Origin of the sequence: Nonomuraea sp. NPDC049129, assembly GCF_040648495.1 — a bacterium.
In the GTDB taxonomy this organism is placed as follows: domain Bacteria; phylum Actinomycetota; class Actinomycetes; order Streptosporangiales; family Streptosporangiaceae; genus Nonomuraea.
In genome coordinates, this window is record NZ_JBEZDU010000015.1 from 141,238 (window position 1) to 157,631 (window position 16,394).

Sequence of the window (16,394 nt, forward strand, 5' to 3'; positions counted from 1 at the left end):
TGTCCAAGACTGATAGTCGACCGCCCGTGCACAGTCTCCGCATGAATGAGTACGACATCGAGCCGCGTGGTGAAGGCCGCGGTCGAGAGAGCCGCCGACTGGAGAGGGCGGGGTCTTCGTAGACGGGGGCGCCTGCGACCAGTAGGGCGGTGAGGGCGTGCCGCTGGCGGGCGTCAGTCTGCATGTTTGTGGAGTGCCACAGGCAGACCGGTCAGCCACGTCCGGCATCCGTGACGGGTGGGTGCGGGTGAAGGCCTGGGCGGTGGGCAGGGCGGTGCCCGCGCTGGTAGGGGCGCAGTCACGCCGCTCCTGGGTGTCGGCCTGCCAGGCCAGCTCGACCGGGTCCTCGCCCCTTCATACGCCGACCCCGTATACGCCGCCCCTCATCCACCATCGGCTCGGCCACGGGCCGGGTCGTGACGAGATCGACGAGACCGGAGAACGATGACCACCACCAGCGACCTCGCTCGGGCGACCAAGCAATCGCATGCCGATTCCGCGGCGGGACAGAGCATGACCCGGCTGTTGCGTCCCCATCTGCGAAGCTTCGCGGCCGTGGTGATCTTGCAGGTCATCGGCGCGCTCACGGGTCTGGCCCCGTTGCTGGCGGTCGTCGAACTGGGCCGTGCCCTGCTGTCGCCCGGCCCGATCGATCACGCTCACGTCTGGACTGTGGTGATCGCGGGTGCGGCCGGCCTGTTCGTCCGGCTGCTGTTCACCGCCGCATCGTCGGGGATCGGGCATGTTCTCGACAGCCGGGTGCAACTGACGTTCCGCCGGCAGTTGGCCGCGTCGCTGGGACGCGTCCCGATCGGCTGGTTCTCCCGGCGCCGCACCGGTGAGCTGGCCAAGGTGGTGGGCGAGGACGTGAGTGCCGTGCATCCGTTCATCGCCCACGCCCCCGGCGAGCTCGTCGCCGCGTTCGTGGTGCCGCTGGTGTCGCTGATCTACTTGTTCACCGTCGACTGGCGGCTCACGCTGATCACGTTGATCCCGGTGGTGCTGGCGATAGCGCTGGTCCCGCTGCTGATGCTGCCCGCCAGGACGCGCGAGCAGGAGGCCTACGATGCGGCCCTGGGACGGATCGCCAGTTCCGTCGTCGAGTTCGTGCAAGGCATCTCGGTGGTCAAGGCATTCGGCGGAGGCGAGCGCGCCCACCGCACGTTCCTGACAGCCGCCGACGACTTCGTCAGCATCTTCTCCCGCTGGGTGCGCGGCATGTCCGTGATCGCCGCCGGGATGCAGCTGGCGCTGTCGCCGCCGTTCGTGCTGCTCATCGTGCTGACCGGCGGCACGGCTCTGATCACCTCCGGCGGCCTGGCCCCGGCGGACCTGCTGCCGTTCCTGCTGCTCGGGCTGGGACTGACCGCTCCGGTGGCGGCGCTCGGCCACGGCTTCGACGACCTGCAGAGCGCCGGCCGCGCGGTCGGCCGGATCAAAGACGTGCTAGCGGTCCGGCCGCTGCCCGAACCCGCCCACCCGCGTCCGCCGCGGGGACACCGGGTGGAACTGCGTGACGTCCGCTTCGCCTACGACGCTGACCACGAGGTGCTGCGCGGCATCGACCTGGTGCTGGAGCCAGGGACGGTCACCGCGGTCGTCGGGCCGTCGGGAAGCGGCAAGTCCACGCTGGTCCAGCTGCTGCCGCGGTTCTTCGACCCCACCCACGGGTCGGTCCTTCTCGGCGGCGTCGATCTGCGCGAGATCGGCAGCCGGGAGCTGTATCGGCAGGTGTCCTTCGTCTTCCAGGACGTCCGTCTGCTGCGCGTCTCGGTCGCCGACAACATCGCGCTGGCGGTGCCGCGGGCCGGCCGCGACGACGTAATCCGCGCCGCCCGGCTGGCCGGCATCCACGACCGCATCCTCCAGCTGCCGCACGGATACGACACGATGCTCGGTGAAGAGGCCAAGCTGTCCGGAGGCGAGGCGCAGCGGATCTCGATCGCCCGCGCGCTGCTTGCCGACGCTCCCGTGCTGGTGCTGGACGAAGCGACCTCCTTCGCCGACCCGCAGACCGAACAGGCGGTCCGCCGGGCCCTGGCGACGCTGAGCGGCGACCGCACGATCGTCGTCATCGCCCACCGGCTGGAGACGGTCGCCGACGCTGACACTGTCGTGGTGCTGGAGGACGGAGCGATCGTCGAACGCGGCAGGCCCGCCGACCTGCTGACACGAGGCGGAAGGTTCGCCGCGTTCTGGCGATCCCACCAATCCGACGAGATCAAAACCCACGGTGGCGTACTGCGAGGAGACGAGCCCCGATGATCCGAATGCTGCTGCGTGTGCTCGGAGATGAGTACGCCTGGGCGATGCGCCGCACCGTGATCCTGATGACGATCACCGCGGTGGTCGAAGGTTTGTCCTACGCGCTGCTGGTCCCGGTGCTGCGGGCGCTGCTCGGCAGCACGCCCGCGGATGCCGTGCCCTGGCTGGTCGCGTTCGGGGCCGCGGTCGCCCTCTACGCCGTGCTGCGCTACATCAGCGACTTGTCCGGCATGCGGGTCGGGACCACCATGTTGCGCGGCATGTATCACCGGCTCGGCGAGCACCTGGCCCGCCTCCCCCTCGGCTGGTACAACGCCGGTCGCATCGGCGAGGTGTCCGCCCTGGCCGGCCGCGGCCTCCTGCAAGCCATGGGCGTGGCCGCGCATCTGCTGGCACCGTTCATCTCCGCCCTGGTCACGCCCCTGACCATCGTGGCCGTGATGACCGCCTTCAACTGGCGGATGGGGCTGGCCGCGTTGCTCGCCGCACCCGTCGTGGCGGCGATCCAGGCTTGGACGGCGCGCGCGACGGGCGCCGCCGACGCCGAGCGTCACGAACGCGACCAGGAGGCCGGCGCGCGTGTGATCGAGTTCCTGCAGGCCCAGCCGGTGCTGCGGGCCGGCGGCCGGACCAGCGAACGCTTCCAGCTGCTCGACGACTCGCTTCGGGATGCCCAGCGCGCCTCGCGCCGTAGCGTGCTGGCGACGCTGCCCGGCGCCGTGGGGCTGACGCTCACCGTGCAGGCGTTCTTCACCGGGCTCCTGGTTCTGGGCGCCTACCTCGCGCTCGGCGGGAACATCGGCGCGGCGGAGATCCTGGCGATCCTGGTGCTGGCCGCCCGCTGCGCCGACCCGCTGCTGTCGCTGTCGGACGTCGGCGGCAAACTCCGCGGCGCGCGTGCGGAGCTGGCCAGACTCGAGGCGTTGCTGCGCACCGAGCCGCTGCGGGAACCCCGCGAGCCGATCCAGCCGGCGCACCACGGCCTGGAGTTCGACGCCGTCGCCTTCCGGCACGGCGAGCACACGGTGTTCGACAAAGTGTCGCTCACAGTCCCCGAGGGACAGCGGCTCGCGGTCGTCGGGCCGTCCGGCGCGGGCAAGAGCACGCTGCTGCAGCTGCTGGCGCGCTTCTACGACGTGGACGCCGGCGCGGTGCGCGTGGGAGGCGTGGACGTGCGCGCGATCAGCACCGAGGCGTTGATGGCGCGGATCGCCATCGTCTTTCAGGATGTCCATCTCTTCGACGGCACGATCGAGGAGAATGTGCGCCTGGGCCGTCCCGGCGCAGGCGTGGCCGAGGTGCGGGCGGCGGCGACCGCGGCGCGGTTGGACGAAGTGATCGAGCGACTGCCCGGAGGATGGGCTGCGAAGGTCGGCGAGGGCGGCGCACTGCTGTCAGGTGGTGAGCGCCAGCGTGTCTCGATCGCGCGGGCGCTGCTGAAGAACGCGCCCATCGTGCTGCTGGACGAGGTGACCTCGGCGCTGGACCCGGTTAACGAGGCGGCCGTCCACGAGGGCATCGAGCGCCTGATGGCGGGGCGGACGGTGGTGATGGTGGCGCATAGGATGCGGACCGTCCGGCGCGCCGACCGCATCGTCTTTCTGGACGGCGGCCGGATCGTGGAGGAAGGCAGCCACGACGAACTGCTCGACCATGGCGGCCGCTACGCCGGCTTCTGGAACATCTCCATGGCTCCCGCCGCGCGGGAATGAGCCCGCCGGGCCCGTGTTCCGGCCTTGGGACCTCGGTACGGCCGTTATGGTGATGGCCGCCGGTCTTCGACTGCGCGGGAACATTTGTCCAAGACTGGCGGCGGGCCGCGCGTGCATAGTCTTCGCATGAGTGAATACGACATTGAACGTTCGCATGGGATGCACGTGGTCCATGACGGCCCGCGGCAGGCGCCACCGTTGTTGCTCATCCACGGGTCGGGGGCCTCGGGCGGTTTCTGGGGTCCGGTGGTCCCGGCGCTGGCCGGTCACCATCACGTCATCCGGGTCGACCTCCCGGGTTGCGGCCACTCCCCGCCCGCGCCGTCGTATGACGTGCCCGCGCAGGCGGGTCAGGTGGCGGCGCTGCTGGACGACCTCGGCCTTCGTCACGTCGCCGTGGCCGGGCACTCCAGCGGCGGCTACGTCGCCACCGCGCTGGCCGAGCAACGTCCCGACCTCGTGGGTTCGCTTGCGTTGATCAGTAGCGGCCCGAGTCCGGATGCGCTCCTCCGGCAGCCGTTCATCCTTCGGGTGCTGCTGGCCCCGCCGCTGGGCCCGCTCCTGTGGCCGAGGCGTTCGGACGCGATGATCCGCAAGGGGATCAGCGCGACGGCCGTTCGCCCCGTGGACCTCCCGGACGACGTGGTCGCCGACGTACGGGGCATCACCTACCGCGTGATGAGGACGGTGCTGCGCCAGAACACCGCCTACATCGCCGAACGGAGCGTGCCCGAGCGGCTCGCCGCCCTCGGGGTCCCCGTGCAGGTGATCTTCGGTGCTGCCGACCCCCGTTGGGAGCCGTCGTCGGCGCACCGATACGACGCGGTGCCGGGCGCGCGGGTCGAGCTGCTACCCGGTGTCGGGCACCTACCCATGCTGGAAGCACCCGAGACGATCGGCAAACTGCTGCTGGACTTCACGGCGGCGGGGTCGACGACGACCCGTGATCCCTGATGCCTAGACTGGCCATGTGTTGCCTGCCGGAATGCCATCTGACCAGACATGGGTGGACATCGCAGTCCCACGCCCGTCGGTTCGGCTGCCGGGGGTCAGCATGGCCGGGTTCTGCCATCGTGCCCCGGCCTCGGTGGACATCTCCATGATCGCCTACCCGTCCGTCACCCTGTTCGTCGATCTGGGCGAGGGAGAAGGTGTCGTCTACGAAGCCCCTGGCCGGCACGAGCGCGGCAGCGTCGTCGCCGGGCTACTCCCCGGCGATCTCCAGGCAACTGGCCGGGGAGCCGGACAGTTGCTCCAGATCCGGCTGGATCCGGTCGCGGCGGCTGCGTTGCTGGGCGGCGCATCGGCCGAGCTCAGCGGGACGGTGGCAGCCCTTGAGGACGTCTGGGGCCGCGACGCCGGGCAAGCCGAGGACAGGCTGCGCACCGCCACGTCGTGGGACGAACGCTTCACGATAGCGGTGGACATCCTAGGTCGGCGGCTGGGCGACCACCCGCCGGTCGACCCCCAGGTCGCCCACACCTGGCGGCGGACGCTGTCCAGCCGGGGCCGGGTGCGGGTCGACGGCCTGGCGGACGAGGTCGGCTGGAGCCGCAAGCGCCTGTGGTCCCGCTTCCGGTCCCAGCTCGGCATCACCCCTAAACGCGCCGCCCGACTGGTGCGCTTCGACCACGCCGCCCACCTTCTCGCGGCGGGTCACGCCGCCGCCCGCGTAGCCGCCGAGAACGGCTACGTCGACCAGTCCCACCTTCACCGCGAGGTCGCGACGTTCGCCGGGCTCACGCCCACGGCCCTGGCGGTCGCGCCGTGGCTCGCGGTGGACGACGTCGCATGGCCGGCTTCATCGCCCGCCGGCGCAGCACGCCTTCCTGCGATGAGCCACACGCGCAAAGCTCCCACCGCGGAATGACCCTCCCACACCGGCCATCATCAACCCCATGCCCACCAACCAGAACTCCCGGCTCTTCCGCTCGATCTCCGCGATTCACCCTGACAGCAGCGTCGCTTCGTGGTCCTTGATCGCTGCTGTGACCAGGCTGCGTGCGGCCCCAGATGATGGCCCCCTGTTCGGCCTGGGGGCCCAGGCCGCGGACGTCACGCAGGGCGATCTGCGCCTCCCAGCCGACCACGACGGTCAGGGCCGAGATCAGGCGCTGAAACGACTCCTCGCTCAGGGTGCCGCGGAGCGGTTCGCAGGGCTCGCTCCAGCCATTCCACCCCCGGCGGGGGCTGCGTCGCTGGCCGGTCAGCTCTTCACCGTCGCGACCCTTTCAAGATCATCCCAATGTGGGTTTTGGGCTTATGTGCGCTGTTACCTGACAGGCCAATCCGGCTACGACAAACGCCCGCACAGGGCACTCCTCAAACGAGCGATCCGAGCCCTGGCGCAAGACACCGCCTGCGGACCAACTCCATATGGGTCGCCGACTCCCACCCCCGTCGAGTGGATCCGACCCCGCCCTCCGCCCGGCCGTCTCCGACCCGAACACGATCAAGCAGAAACCCCACCCAGCCACAGTCACCGCTCCGAAACGATCATGAACCGCAATTGCGATCGATCACTCGGCTACCTGGCGGCTGGGGACGCGTTCGGGAGTGGAAGGCCTGGACCGCGTCCGAATCGGTGACGCGCACCACCGCGATATGGCTCTGGGAGCCGGGAAGGGGGATGCCGGCTAGCGGCGGGCGGTCAGTGCGGGATATCGGTCCGGTGCGTGGCGAGCAGGTCCATCCCGAAGTCCCCGTCCGGGTCCCGCCACACGGAGTGCGCGTGGTTGGCGGCGCGCTGGGTGTTGTCGTACTCGATGAGCAGGCGCGGGCCGGTGAGCCGGTAGTAGTGGGGCTCGCCCGGCGAGACGCTGCCGGCCCAGCCGAAATGTACGCGGTCGAGGTTGTGCTCGACGAGATAGTGGCGGCGGTAGGCGTCGGCGACCGGTGCCGGAGAGCGGTCGGTGTAGGCCGCCAGCAACTCGCGGAGCAACCCGCGCTGCTCCCCCGTCATCTCGTGGGCGGGGACCCCTTGGGGGTCATGGGTGAGCGCCATCGTCTCGTGGTCCTGCTCGGTGTAGCCGGAGTCGCGCTCGGCGGCTTCGTCGAGCCGGTGGGCCAGCGCGGACAGCTCCGGCGTGGGCAGCGGTCCGCGGAACAGGTCCTGAAGGTGCATCATGCGGTCTCCGGGGCGTACGCGGGCGCGGTTGCCCGAGACGATGTCGGAGATCGCGCGGGGGTGCAGCAGCGCCCGCGCCTGATCCTGCCTTCCAAGCGAGCCCATCACGGAGCGAGCCAGGTCCTCGGCCCCGCCGAGCGGGCGCAGCGTTCCGGCGAGCAGCGGCGATGTCGCAGGGTTTGCGCCCAGGAAGGACGGTGTCGACGCCGCGATCCGTCCCTCGTGAATCAGCAGGTTCACCGACACATGGTGGCCGCCGACACGCCACCCCCACAGGGGGTCACCGGGACGGCCGAAGACACGCACCCAGTACAGCCCCGGGTCGCGGGTACGCTCCCGGCCCCAGTCGACGCCCCACCCCTCGAGTTCGTCGAGGACGTTCTCCAGCCCCATGATGACGCAGGCGGTGGCGTACGCGGGGCGCGTCAGGCCGCTGGCCAGGAGCCGCATGGCGAGGCCCTGCTGCCGGGGCGAGAGTTCGCCGAGCGGCACCCCGCCGTGGTCGGTGGGGGTGTAGAACCACCGGACCCGCTCGGCCTCGACGGCCGGGTCGCCGAAAGGGATCAGCGCCGCTCGGGCGTACAGCGCTTCCGGGAGCGAGTCGAGGAATTCGGTCGCGACGCGGACCATGTCGTCCACGAGCGTCCGCTCCGCGTCGTCCGGACCCGCCGTTCCCCCACCATCAACGCGATCGGTGACCTTCTCGCCCACCAGACCCACCTCATCCCTCTCGAAATGGTCCCTTTCGGGAGTCATGCGGCGATACGTCCGGTTCCGCGACATCGAGCATAACCTTCCAACCATCGGCAACCTAGCAAAAGACCGCCGGTATGTAGGATGTGGCCGTGACCTTCAAGCGCGCCCGCAACGACGAGCAACGCGGCGAACGACGGCGGCAGATACTCGACACCGCCGCCGCGATGCTGATCGAGATGCCGGTCGCGAAACTGAGCCTGAACGAACTCAGCCGCCGCGCCGGCCTGGCCAAGCCCAACGTGCTGCGCTACTTCGAATCCCGCGAGGCGGTCCTGCTCCAGCTCCTGGACACCGAGATCCACAACTGGATCGCCGAACTGGAGCAGTCACTCGAACCCACCGACGGCACACCACGGCAACGCGGAGACCAGCTGGCCGCCATCCTGGCCAAGTCGATCACCCGGCGGCCGGTGCTGTGCGACCTGATCAGCACGCAAGCCGCGGTGCTGGAACACAACGTGTCCACCGAAGTCGCCATCCGGCACAAGAACGCCACCCTGCGCGCCTTCCAAAGCCTGGTCCGGCTATTTCTCCGCTACCTGCCCGAACTCGGCACACAGGACGCCTTCCGGCTCGTCGGACTGGCCACACTGACGGTCAGCGCCGCCTGGCCGTACAGTCAACCCACAGAGGCACTACTGGCCGCCTACGCCTCCGACCCGGCGCTGGCCCCCATGCAAGCCGACTTCACCGACCTCGTACGCCAAGCGCTGGAAGTGACCATCTCCGGCCTGCTCGCCCGCGGAGAAGACCTGCCCCTGGGAGCGGGCCCCCTCAGCTGAGCCCGCCGCGAGGCTCACCTGTCAGACCGCGAGCGAGCGGACCACCTCCTCGTCCACGCCGATCCCCAGGCCGGGGCCGGTGGGCACGTGGGCGACGCCGTCGGTGACGGTGATGACCGGGTCCGTGGCGTACGGGCTGGTGATGAACTGGCGGCCGTTGAGGTCGACGGGCGTGTCCACGCCGAACGCGGCGAACAGGTGCAGCGAGGCGGCCAGCCCGATGTCGGACTCGGTGAGGCCGGAGCCCATGACGGCCAGGCCACTGTCCTCGGCGAGCTGGCACTGGCGCAGGGCCAGGGTCAGCCCGCCGCAGCGCTGCACCTTGGCGACGGCGACGTCGATGGCGTCGAGCCGGACGAAGGTCGCCAGGTCGCTCGGGTGGCGCAGGCTCTCGTCCACGGCCACCGGGATGGGGCTGGCGTCACGCAGGCGGCGCAGGCCGGCGAGGTCGTTGGAGGGCACCGGCTGCTCGAAGACGGCGACGTTCAGATCGGTCAGGCGCCTGGCCACCCGGAGCGCGGCGGCGGCCGTGTAGCCCTGGTTGGCGTCCACCCAGAGCACGGCGTCGGGCGCGGCCGCGCGTACGGCGGTCACGATGGCCACGTCCTCGTCCTCGGTGTGCAGGCCGAGCTTGACCTTGACGTGGCGGTAACCGTGGGCGCGGCCCTCGGCCACCGAGTCCGCGGCCTCGGACGCCGACTCACCCGACACGATCCAGGCCAGCTCGATGGTGTCGCGCCTGCGCCGGCCCCACAGCTCGCCGAGGGACACGCCCAGGCTGCGGGCGTAGGCGTCATGGCAGGCCACGTCCACCGCCGCGCGCGCCAGCGGCATGCCGATCGAGAATCCCTTGCTGATGGTCCGGTCGAAGGTACGGCAGAGCCCGTCGAGGTCCCACAGCGGGCGGCCGACGGCGGCCGGGGCCAGGTAGCCCTCGATGGTGGAGACGATGGATTCGGTGGTCTCGTACGTCCATGAGGGAATCGGGGTGGACTCACCCCACCCGATGGCGCCGTCGTCGGCCGTGACCTTCACCAGGACCCTGATGGCGGGACGGCCGCTCTGGACCACGGACCCGCCCGCCACCGCGAAGTCGCGCAGCGAGGGCAGGGCCACGGTGAAGGTCTCGACGCGTGCTATCTGGTTCACGTGATCAGTACCATTCCGACTTGTCCACCACATTGATCAGTTCGCGCCCGGCCACGAAGCGGCGGGCGTTCTCCAGCAGGACGGCGAAGCACCGCTCCGAGGCGTGCGGTCCCACGCCCGCGACGTGCGGGGTGATGAGCACGTCGGGACGCCGCCAGAGCGGGTGGTCGGCGGGGAGCGGCTCGGTCTCGAAGACGTCCAGGGCGGCGCCGGCCAGGTGGCCCGAGGACAGGGCGGCGGCCAGGTCGTCGAGCCGGACGATGGGGCCGCGGCCGACGTTGACCACGTACGCCCCCTGCTTGGCCAGCGCCAGCCGGCGCGCGTCCAGCAGGCCCTCGGTGGCGGGAGTGTGCGGGATCGTCAGGATGACCAGGTCCGCCTCGGGAAGCAGCCGGTCGAGGGCGTCCGGCGGCAGCACCTCGGCGAAGCCCGGCACGGGGCCGCCGCGCCGGGCGTCCGTGCCCACGACCCTGGTGCCGAACGCCGCCAGCAGCCTGCCGACCTCGGCCCCGACCGCGCCCACCCCCACGACCAGGGCCGTGGCCTCGCTCAGCGGCAGCACGGCGCCGGGGTCCCAGTCGGGCGCCCAGCGCGCGCGGGCCTGTTCGCGGGCGTACCTGGGCAGGTCCCTGGCCAGCGCGAGCACGAGCGCCAGCGTGTGCGCGGCCACGTGGTCGGTGTAGGTGTCGCGCATGTTGGTGACCTGTACGGGGTGCGCGACCAGGGCCGGATGGTAGAACGCCGGAGGCGGCCCGGCCTGCGGAGCCTGCAGCCAGCGCAACCGCCCGGCGTGCGCGAGCAGGTCCGCGGGCAGCGTGCCGTAGGCGGCGTCGGCCTCCGCCAGCGCCTCGGCCGCCTCCGCCGGGGTCTCCGGCCGGAGGACGACGAGCTCCGGCACCGCCTGCTCCAGCCGGGCCCGCCAGCCCGCGGTGGCCGGATCGTGCGGCGGCAACAGCACCAGGGTGGTGCTCACGCCCTTCTCGCGAGGCCGGACTCGGTGATCTCGTACCGCAGCGGTTCCCCCGCGAGGTAGCGGACGAGCTCCTCGGCCATCGCCTCGCCGTGGCGGCGCCGCTCGTGGCCCAGGCTGCCGGCCACGTGCGGGGTGACGACGATGTTCGGCATCGTGAACAGCGGCGACCCGGCGACGGGCGGTTCCGGGTGGGTGACGTCGAGGACGGCGAACAGGTCGGTCCGCCGGCTCAGCACGTCCACGAGCGCGGCCTCGTCGACCAGCTGGCCGCGCGCCGAGTTGATCAGGGTGGCGTCGTGCTTCATCGACTCCAGCAGCGCGGCGCCGATCATGCCGTTCGTCTCGGGGGTGAGCGGGGCGTGCAGGCTGACCACGTCGGAGGTGGCGAACAGCTCCTCGAGGCCGACGAGGCGCACCCCGAGCCGCTCTGCCTCGGCCGGGTCGGCGTACGGGTCGTGGGCCTGCACGTCGAGCTTGTGGTGGGCGAGCAGCCGTGCCGTGGCCCGGCCCGTGGCGCCGAGCGAGACCAGCCCGACCGTCGCGCCGTAGGCTCCCAGCTCGGGTCCGCGCGGGGCGGTGGCGGCGGCGGCGCGCGCGTTCAGCACGTAGCGCCAGCCGTGCTTGAGCGCGTACAGGATCTGCGACAACGCGAACTCGGCGACCGGCTCGGCGTTGGCCGTGGCCGCCGTGGTGACCCGCACTCCCCTGGCCCACATCTCCGGGGTCACCATCGAGCGGATGGAGCCCGCGCCGTACAGCACCAGCGAGAGTTTGGGTGCGGCGGCGAGAAACTCGGCGTCCAGCTTGGGCGCGCCCCACCCGGTCACCAGGACCTCAAGGCCGCCGAGCACGTCGGGAGTGAGCCGGTCGGCGGTGAGCAAGGGCGAGTCGATGGCCAAATGCCGCTCAAGCGCGGCCCGGGCATCCGGGCCGTAGACGTCGTCGAAGCGGTTCGGGTCCATCACATACAGGCCGTTCAGCATTATCAACTCTCCTTCAAGCGAGCCGCCGCCCGCAAACTTGCCAGGCGGGCGGGTGAGCCTAGCCCGGCGTGGTAGTAACGCAGTTGCCGCGCGCCCCCGGCGACGAGGTCGGCGGCCAAAGCCGGGATCCGGGCGTGCCCGTCCTCCAGCACGGTCAGGTTGGCGACGAGCGGGACCTCGGTACGGCTCGCCGCGGCCTTCATCTGGGCCAGGGCGGCCTCCTCCTGGCCCCAGCACTTGAGCACGTACGCGTCGACCGGCGCGTCGAAGGTGGCCAGGTCGATCCCCACGTCGGGGCCGGTGACCTGCGGGTCGTCGGTGGCCATGAGCAGCACCTCACGCCCGCCGGCCAGCGCCGCCACCTCCCGGACCAGGCCGGCGATGACCTGCCCGCGGTGACCGTACACCGCCCGGGCACGCTCGGAGCCGAGTACTTCCTCCAGGCTCGTCCCGGCCGGGACGCCCCACTGCAGCTCCCCGTCCACGGCGGCGCGCACGTCACGCGCCAGCTCCTCGACGTCGAGGCCGCGCCCGGCCAGCCCGGCCCGGCAGGCCGGGCACAGGCAGAGGGACAGCAGCGCCTTGCCGCAGGCGGACAGGCCGGCGCCGGAGGTCTTCTCGTGGTGACCGGCGTGCTCCATGCCCAGCCAGCCGCACGCCTCCAGCATCAGCGCGGGCACGTCGTACTGCTCGCACACCTCGCCTACGAGAGTGAGCGCGTACTCGTGGACGGCGGGCTGAGCAGGACAGAGCGCGTAGGGGTAGGACTCGCCGTAGGCGTTCGTCACCGTCAGGTCGGGCGCTTCGCGGCCCAGCACCGAGGAGTGCGTGAGCACCAGCCAGGCCTCCGCCCGCAGCCCCGCCCCGGCCAGCGAGGCCAGCGCCGTGCCGAACCGGTCCTCGTCGGCCACTCCCCAGCTCGGCGGGTACGGCCGCAGCCGCCCGCGCCAGCGCTCGGGGCGCAGCCGGAAGTAGGCCGCCGCGTGGTCGGCCTGCACGATCCGGTGACGCGGATGCCACGGGGTGACGCCCCGGACCGAGTGATAGGCGGCCTGCAGGGTCACCGTGCTCACGCCCAGCCCGGCGATGCGCTCGGCCGCCGCGGGGTCGCCCACGACGTCCCAGGTGTAGGCGAACGCCCCATGCCTCACGCGTTCATCCTTTCGTGGCGCCGGCCAGGCCGCGCGTGAAGTAGCTCTGGAAGAACAGGAAGATCATCAGCATCGGCAGGAACGAGATCGTCATCCCGGCGGCGAACCCGGTCCAGTCCGTCGCGTGCTCGCCCTGGAAGGACAGCATCCCGACGGCGAGGTTCTGCAGCTCGGGCTGGCCGAGCGTGAACACCAGCGGGATGTTGAACTCGTTCCAGCTGCTGATGAACTGGAAGATGACCACCACCGCGATGACCGGCTTGGCCAGCGGCAGGATGAGGCGGAAGGTCTTGAGGAAACCGGCCCCGTCGAGCTTGGCCGCCTCGAACAGGTCGGTCGGGACGCTGGAGAAGAACCCGACGAACAGCAGGACGTAGAGCGCGCCGGCGCCGCCGGACATGGCCAGGATGACCCCGGCCCGGGTGTTCAGCAGGCCGAGGTTCTCGATCAGCACGAACTGCGGCACGATGATCGAGGCGACCGGGATGAACAGGGTCCCCACGATCATCCGGTAGAGCAGGGTCCGGCCGGGGAACTCGTACCTGGCCAGCACATAGCCGCACAGGGCCGCCTTGACCAGCTCGACCAGGGTCGAGGCGACCGAATAGAGCACCGTGTTGAAGAAGTATCCGGAGAACCCGGCGTTCACCCAGGCCCGGACGAAGTTGTCGAAGTTCAGCTGGTCGGGCAGGAGGCTCGCGCCGCTGGTGAACATCCCCGCCTGGGTCTTGAACGCGGCCGAGATCGTCCACAGGAAGGGATAGACCCACACGAGCCCGACGACCAGCAGGATCGGCAGGGCGATGAGATTGGCCCGCACGGCGTGGCTACGCCGGGCCGCACGAGTGGTCGCTGCCATCAGACGCCGTACTCCTTCCTGAGCCGCTGAGCCCGGCGGACCGCCAGGCCCTGGGCGGAGACCAGGACGAAGGCGATGACGGAGAACAGCAGCGCCGCGGCCGAGGCGTAGCCGTAGGCGAACGGCACCGAGCCGAAGGCGTTCTGGTAGATGAAGTAGGACACCACGTAGGTGCTGGTGCCGGGCCCGCCCGCGGTGAGCGTGACGACCAGCCCGAAGACGTGCATGGCGTTCACCAGGCCGAGCAGGGCGATGATCACGGCGACCGGCCTGATCATCGGCAACGTGATGCGGGTGAGCTTCTTCCACTCCCCCGCGCCGTCGATGGCGGCCGCCTCATAGACCTCCTCGGGCACGTTCTGCAGCGCCGCGATCCAGTAGATCATGTACTGGCCGAAGATCTGCCAGATGGAGACGAGCACGAGCACGACCAGCGCGCTCCACCGGTTGGCGAACACGTCGAATCCCTGGTCGACCAGGCCGAGGTCGCGCAGAATCGCGTTCAGCGCGCCGTTGGACGGGTTGAGCAGGTAGGTGAACACCAGCCCCGCCATGGCGACGGGGATGATGAGCGGCGCGAAGAACATGGTCCGGAAGAACCGCTTGCCGCGCAGCCACTTGCGGGTCAGCAGGATCGCCGCCAGCAGCGAGATCGGCAGCTTGATGACGGTCGTCAGCAGGGCGAAGACCAGCGTGTTGACCACCGAGAGCCAGAACAGCGGGTCGGCCAGGATCGTGCCGTAGTTGCCGCCCCCGACGAAGTTGTCGATGGGGCCGACGCCCGACCAGTCGAAGAAGGAGTAGTAGATCGTCGCGATCAGCGGCCAGATGGTGAAGCCGAGGTAGAGCAGGAGGAAGGGGGCCAGGAAGACGAGCAGCCAGACCCTCTCGAGGCCGCGGACGCGCTCGCGGGAGTGATCGGGGCGCTCTGGCACCCGCTTGGCGGGCGACCGGTCCCTGTCCGTCACCCTTTCCCTCCTGGGGGCGGGAGCGGTGGTTGTCATGGATGTCCTCACGAGGAGTCCGGTCAGTTGCGGTACATGTCCGAGGTGTAGTCCTTCGTGTACTCCCAGTCGGGGAAGGTGTAGCAGTCCATCGACACCTTCAGCCCGCTGGCCGCCTCCTGCTTGAGCCCTTCCTCCAGAGCGGTCTGCCGCTGTTCGGCGATGGCTGCGCCCGTGCTCTCCAGAGGCTGGCCGCTGGTCAGGGCTTCACCCATGGCCTCCCACTCCCCGTCGGGGCTCTTGGCCACCGCGTTGACGTACGCCTTGGACTTGGCGATGTCGGGGCACTTGAGCAGGGGCACGGGAAGCTGAACCCGGTAGCCCGGCTTTCCGCCGATCTCCATGATCTGCCTGAGCGCCGGGTCGGTGACCATCTTCTGGTTGTCGACATAGGCGAGCGTGCCGAAGGCGCTCTTGTAGTACTGCTTGACGAAGTAGCCGTTGGGGTCGGTCATCCACTGGATGAACGTCCACATGGCGTCGGGATGCTTGGTCTGCGAGCTGACCCAGTACTTGTTGTTGTCGTACTTGCGGCCGGCCGCGCCGGTCTGCCCGCCGTCCGGGTTGACGCGTGGCGCCACCACGTACTTGTCGCTGCTGAAGCCCTGGCTGGCCCACACGCTCGGCAGCCACGTGCCGTCGAACATGATGCCGGCCTGATCGGCGGCGAACTGCTGGCGGGAGAAGTTCTTGTCGTTGGTGCCGGGCGCCAGGTAGCCGGCCTTGTTGAGCTCCTGGATGAAGGCGAAGGTCTTCGTCTGCGCGGGCTGGGTCACGTCGAACTTGCCGGTCTTGTAGTCGAAGAACTCGTCCGTCGAGACGCTGCCGATCAGCCCGTACCAGATGCGCTGCATGTCCACGCCCTTGGTGGGGGCGGCGATGCACTGCGCCTTGGTCTTGGCCTTGATCTGCGCGCAGGCGTTCTTGAGGTCGGTCCAGGTCTTGGGCGGGCTGTTGACGTCCAGCCCGGCATCCTGGAAGACCTTCTTGTTGAGGAACATGTAGCCGGAGCCCCAGTACAGGTTCTCCGAGAACGGGAAGCCGTAGGTCTTCCCGTCCTGCATGTTGATGCCTTCCAGGAAGGACCCGTCCGGCCAGCGCTTGGTGAAGTCGGCGGGGACGGTCCCGCTCGGGCTGAGCGGGCGGATCCACTTCTGGTCCGTCAGCTGGGACAGCCCGAGAGCGTTCCAGTAGAACATGTCCGGCGCCTGGTTGCTCTGGAAGGCCAGGGGCAGGGTCTTCATGTACTCCGACTGGGTGATCGAGCGCCACTCGATCTTGATGTCGGGATGCTCCTTGGTGAACTGGGCGCCGATGTCCTTATGGAAGTTCACCTGTTCGGCGGAGAAGTCCCAGATCCGCAACGTGGTCTGCGAGCCACCTCCGCTCGGGTTGCTCGAGGTACCGCACGCCGACACGAGCAGAGACGCCATGGCTGCGGTCGCCATCACGGCGGTCAAACGCGGACGGGGGATCATGGACCCTCCTAAAGAGGCGGAGGTCAGAGGGGGGTCGGGCGGCTGGTAAGCGCTTACCCGAGGGTGGGTCGAGAGTAGCCCGCCTCATTCCCCGATTCAAGGCTTGTGAGAAAGCGGTTTCAGATGGATGCTCAGCGATGAAGTCTGTCTGACCC

General features: G+C 70.1%; 13 protein-coding genes. 5 read left to right on the forward strand and 8 right to left on the reverse strand.

The window, feature by feature from the left end; translation table 11 throughout:
- Positions 1-444 precede the first annotated feature (444 nt).
- The 4 genes from AB0B64_RS38045 to AB0B64_RS38060 all read left to right on the forward strand — a co-directional run bounded on the left by AB0B64_RS38045 (position 445) and on the right by AB0B64_RS38060 (position 5,847).
- Entirely contained in the window at positions 445-2,265 is a 1,821-nt protein-coding gene (locus tag AB0B64_RS38045) for an ABC transporter ATP-binding protein (RefSeq protein WP_357956601.1), read from the forward strand.
- Complete coding sequence (locus tag AB0B64_RS38050; RefSeq protein ID WP_358183806.1) at positions 2,262-3,977, forward strand: ABC transporter ATP-binding protein; 1,716 nt, start codon at positions 2,262-2,264, stop codon at positions 3,975-3,977. Before AB0B64_RS38045 ends, AB0B64_RS38050 begins: the two co-directional genes overlap by 4 nt.
- Positions 3,978-4,103: 126 nt before the next feature.
- Complete coding sequence (locus AB0B64_RS38055; RefSeq protein ID WP_357956604.1) at positions 4,104-4,931, forward strand: alpha/beta hydrolase; 828 nt, start codon at positions 4,104-4,106, stop codon at positions 4,929-4,931.
- Between the two features lie 52 nt (positions 4,932-4,983).
- Positions 4,984-5,847: a helix-turn-helix domain-containing protein gene (locus AB0B64_RS38060; RefSeq protein ID WP_357956606.1), complete on the forward strand. Its 864-nt coding sequence runs from the start codon at positions 4,984-4,986 to the stop codon at positions 5,845-5,847.
- 780 nt (positions 5,848-6,627) lie between these two features.
- Here AB0B64_RS38060 and AB0B64_RS38065 read toward each other — a convergent pair.
- Positions 6,628-7,815: a DUF3500 domain-containing protein gene (locus AB0B64_RS38065; RefSeq protein ID WP_357956608.1), complete on the reverse strand. Its 1,188-nt coding sequence runs from the start codon at positions 7,813-7,815 to the stop codon at positions 6,628-6,630.
- 134 nt (positions 7,816-7,949) lie between these two features.
- On the opposite strand from AB0B64_RS38065, the gene AB0B64_RS38070 reads away from it, so the two are divergent.
- A complete protein-coding gene (locus tag AB0B64_RS38070; RefSeq protein WP_358183809.1) occupies positions 7,950-8,642 on the forward strand; it encodes a TetR family transcriptional regulator in 693 nt (230 codons plus the stop codon).
- Between the two features lie 21 nt (positions 8,643-8,663).
- Here AB0B64_RS38070 and AB0B64_RS38075 read toward each other — a convergent pair whose 3' ends face one another.
- From AB0B64_RS38075 to AB0B64_RS38105, 7 genes are read right to left on the reverse strand one after another with little or no spacing between them, the layout of a single operon-like run.
- Positions 8,664-9,791 carry an enolase C-terminal domain-like protein gene (locus AB0B64_RS38075; protein WP_357956612.1) on the reverse strand — a complete coding sequence of 376 codons (1,128 nt, stop codon included), beginning with the start codon at positions 9,789-9,791 and terminating at the stop codon, positions 8,664-8,666.
- Positions 9,792-9,795: 4 nt separating this feature from the next.
- A complete protein-coding gene (locus tag AB0B64_RS38080) occupies positions 9,796-10,764 on the reverse strand; it encodes a D-2-hydroxyacid dehydrogenase (protein WP_358183812.1) in 969 nt (322 codons plus the stop codon).
- The gene (locus tag AB0B64_RS38085; protein WP_357956616.1) at positions 10,761-11,747 is read right to left on the reverse strand and encodes a hydroxyacid dehydrogenase; all 987 of its coding nucleotides are present in this window, start codon (positions 11,745-11,747) and stop codon (positions 10,761-10,763) included. Before AB0B64_RS38085 ends, AB0B64_RS38080 begins: the two co-directional genes overlap by 4 nt.
- 2 nt (positions 11,748-11,749) lie before the next feature.
- Positions 11,750-12,898 (reverse strand): hypothetical protein, encoded by a 1,149-nt coding sequence (locus tag AB0B64_RS38090; RefSeq protein ID WP_358183815.1) that lies wholly within the window; start codon positions 12,896-12,898, stop codon positions 11,750-11,752.
- Positions 12,899-12,902: 4 nt separating this feature from the next.
- The gene (locus tag AB0B64_RS38095; RefSeq protein ID WP_357956620.1) at positions 12,903-13,757 is read right to left on the reverse strand and encodes a carbohydrate ABC transporter permease; all 855 of its coding nucleotides are present in this window, start codon (positions 13,755-13,757) and stop codon (positions 12,903-12,905) included.
- A complete protein-coding gene (locus AB0B64_RS38100; protein WP_357956622.1) occupies positions 13,757-14,725 on the reverse strand; it encodes a sugar ABC transporter permease in 969 nt (322 codons plus the stop codon). The genes AB0B64_RS38095 and AB0B64_RS38100 overlap by 1 nt, the downstream gene beginning before the upstream one ends.
- Before the next feature lie 59 nt (positions 14,726-14,784).
- Positions 14,785-16,239: an extracellular solute-binding protein gene (locus tag AB0B64_RS38105; protein ID WP_358183818.1), complete on the reverse strand. Its 1,455-nt coding sequence runs from the start codon at positions 16,237-16,239 to the stop codon at positions 14,785-14,787.
- Between the last annotated feature and the right edge of the window lie 155 nt (positions 16,240-16,394).

What these genes read in the sequence shown, in the direction of transcription:
- AB0B64_RS38045 (WP_357956601.1), top strand. Translation starts at nt 445, where the DNA reads ATGACCACCACCAGCGACCTCGCTCGGGCGACCAAGCAATCGCATGCC.
- AB0B64_RS38050 (WP_358183806.1), top strand. Translation starts at nt 2,262, where the DNA reads ATGATCCGAATGCTGCTGCGTGTGCTCGGAGATGAGTACGCCTGGGCG.
- AB0B64_RS38055 (WP_357956604.1), top strand. Translation starts at nt 4,104, where the DNA reads ATGAGTGAATACGACATTGAACGTTCGCATGGGATGCACGTGGTCCAT.
- AB0B64_RS38085 (WP_357956616.1), bottom strand. Translation starts at nt 11,747, where the DNA reads ATGCTGAACGGCCTGTATGTGATGGACCCGAACCGCTTCGACGACGTC.
- AB0B64_RS38095 (WP_357956620.1), bottom strand. Translation starts at nt 13,757, where the DNA reads ATGGCAGCGACCACTCGTGCGGCCCGGCGTAGCCACGCCGTGCGGGCC.
- AB0B64_RS38105 (WP_358183818.1), bottom strand. Translation starts at nt 16,239, where the DNA reads ATGATCCCCCGTCCGCGTTTGACCGCCGTGATGGCGACCGCAGCCATG.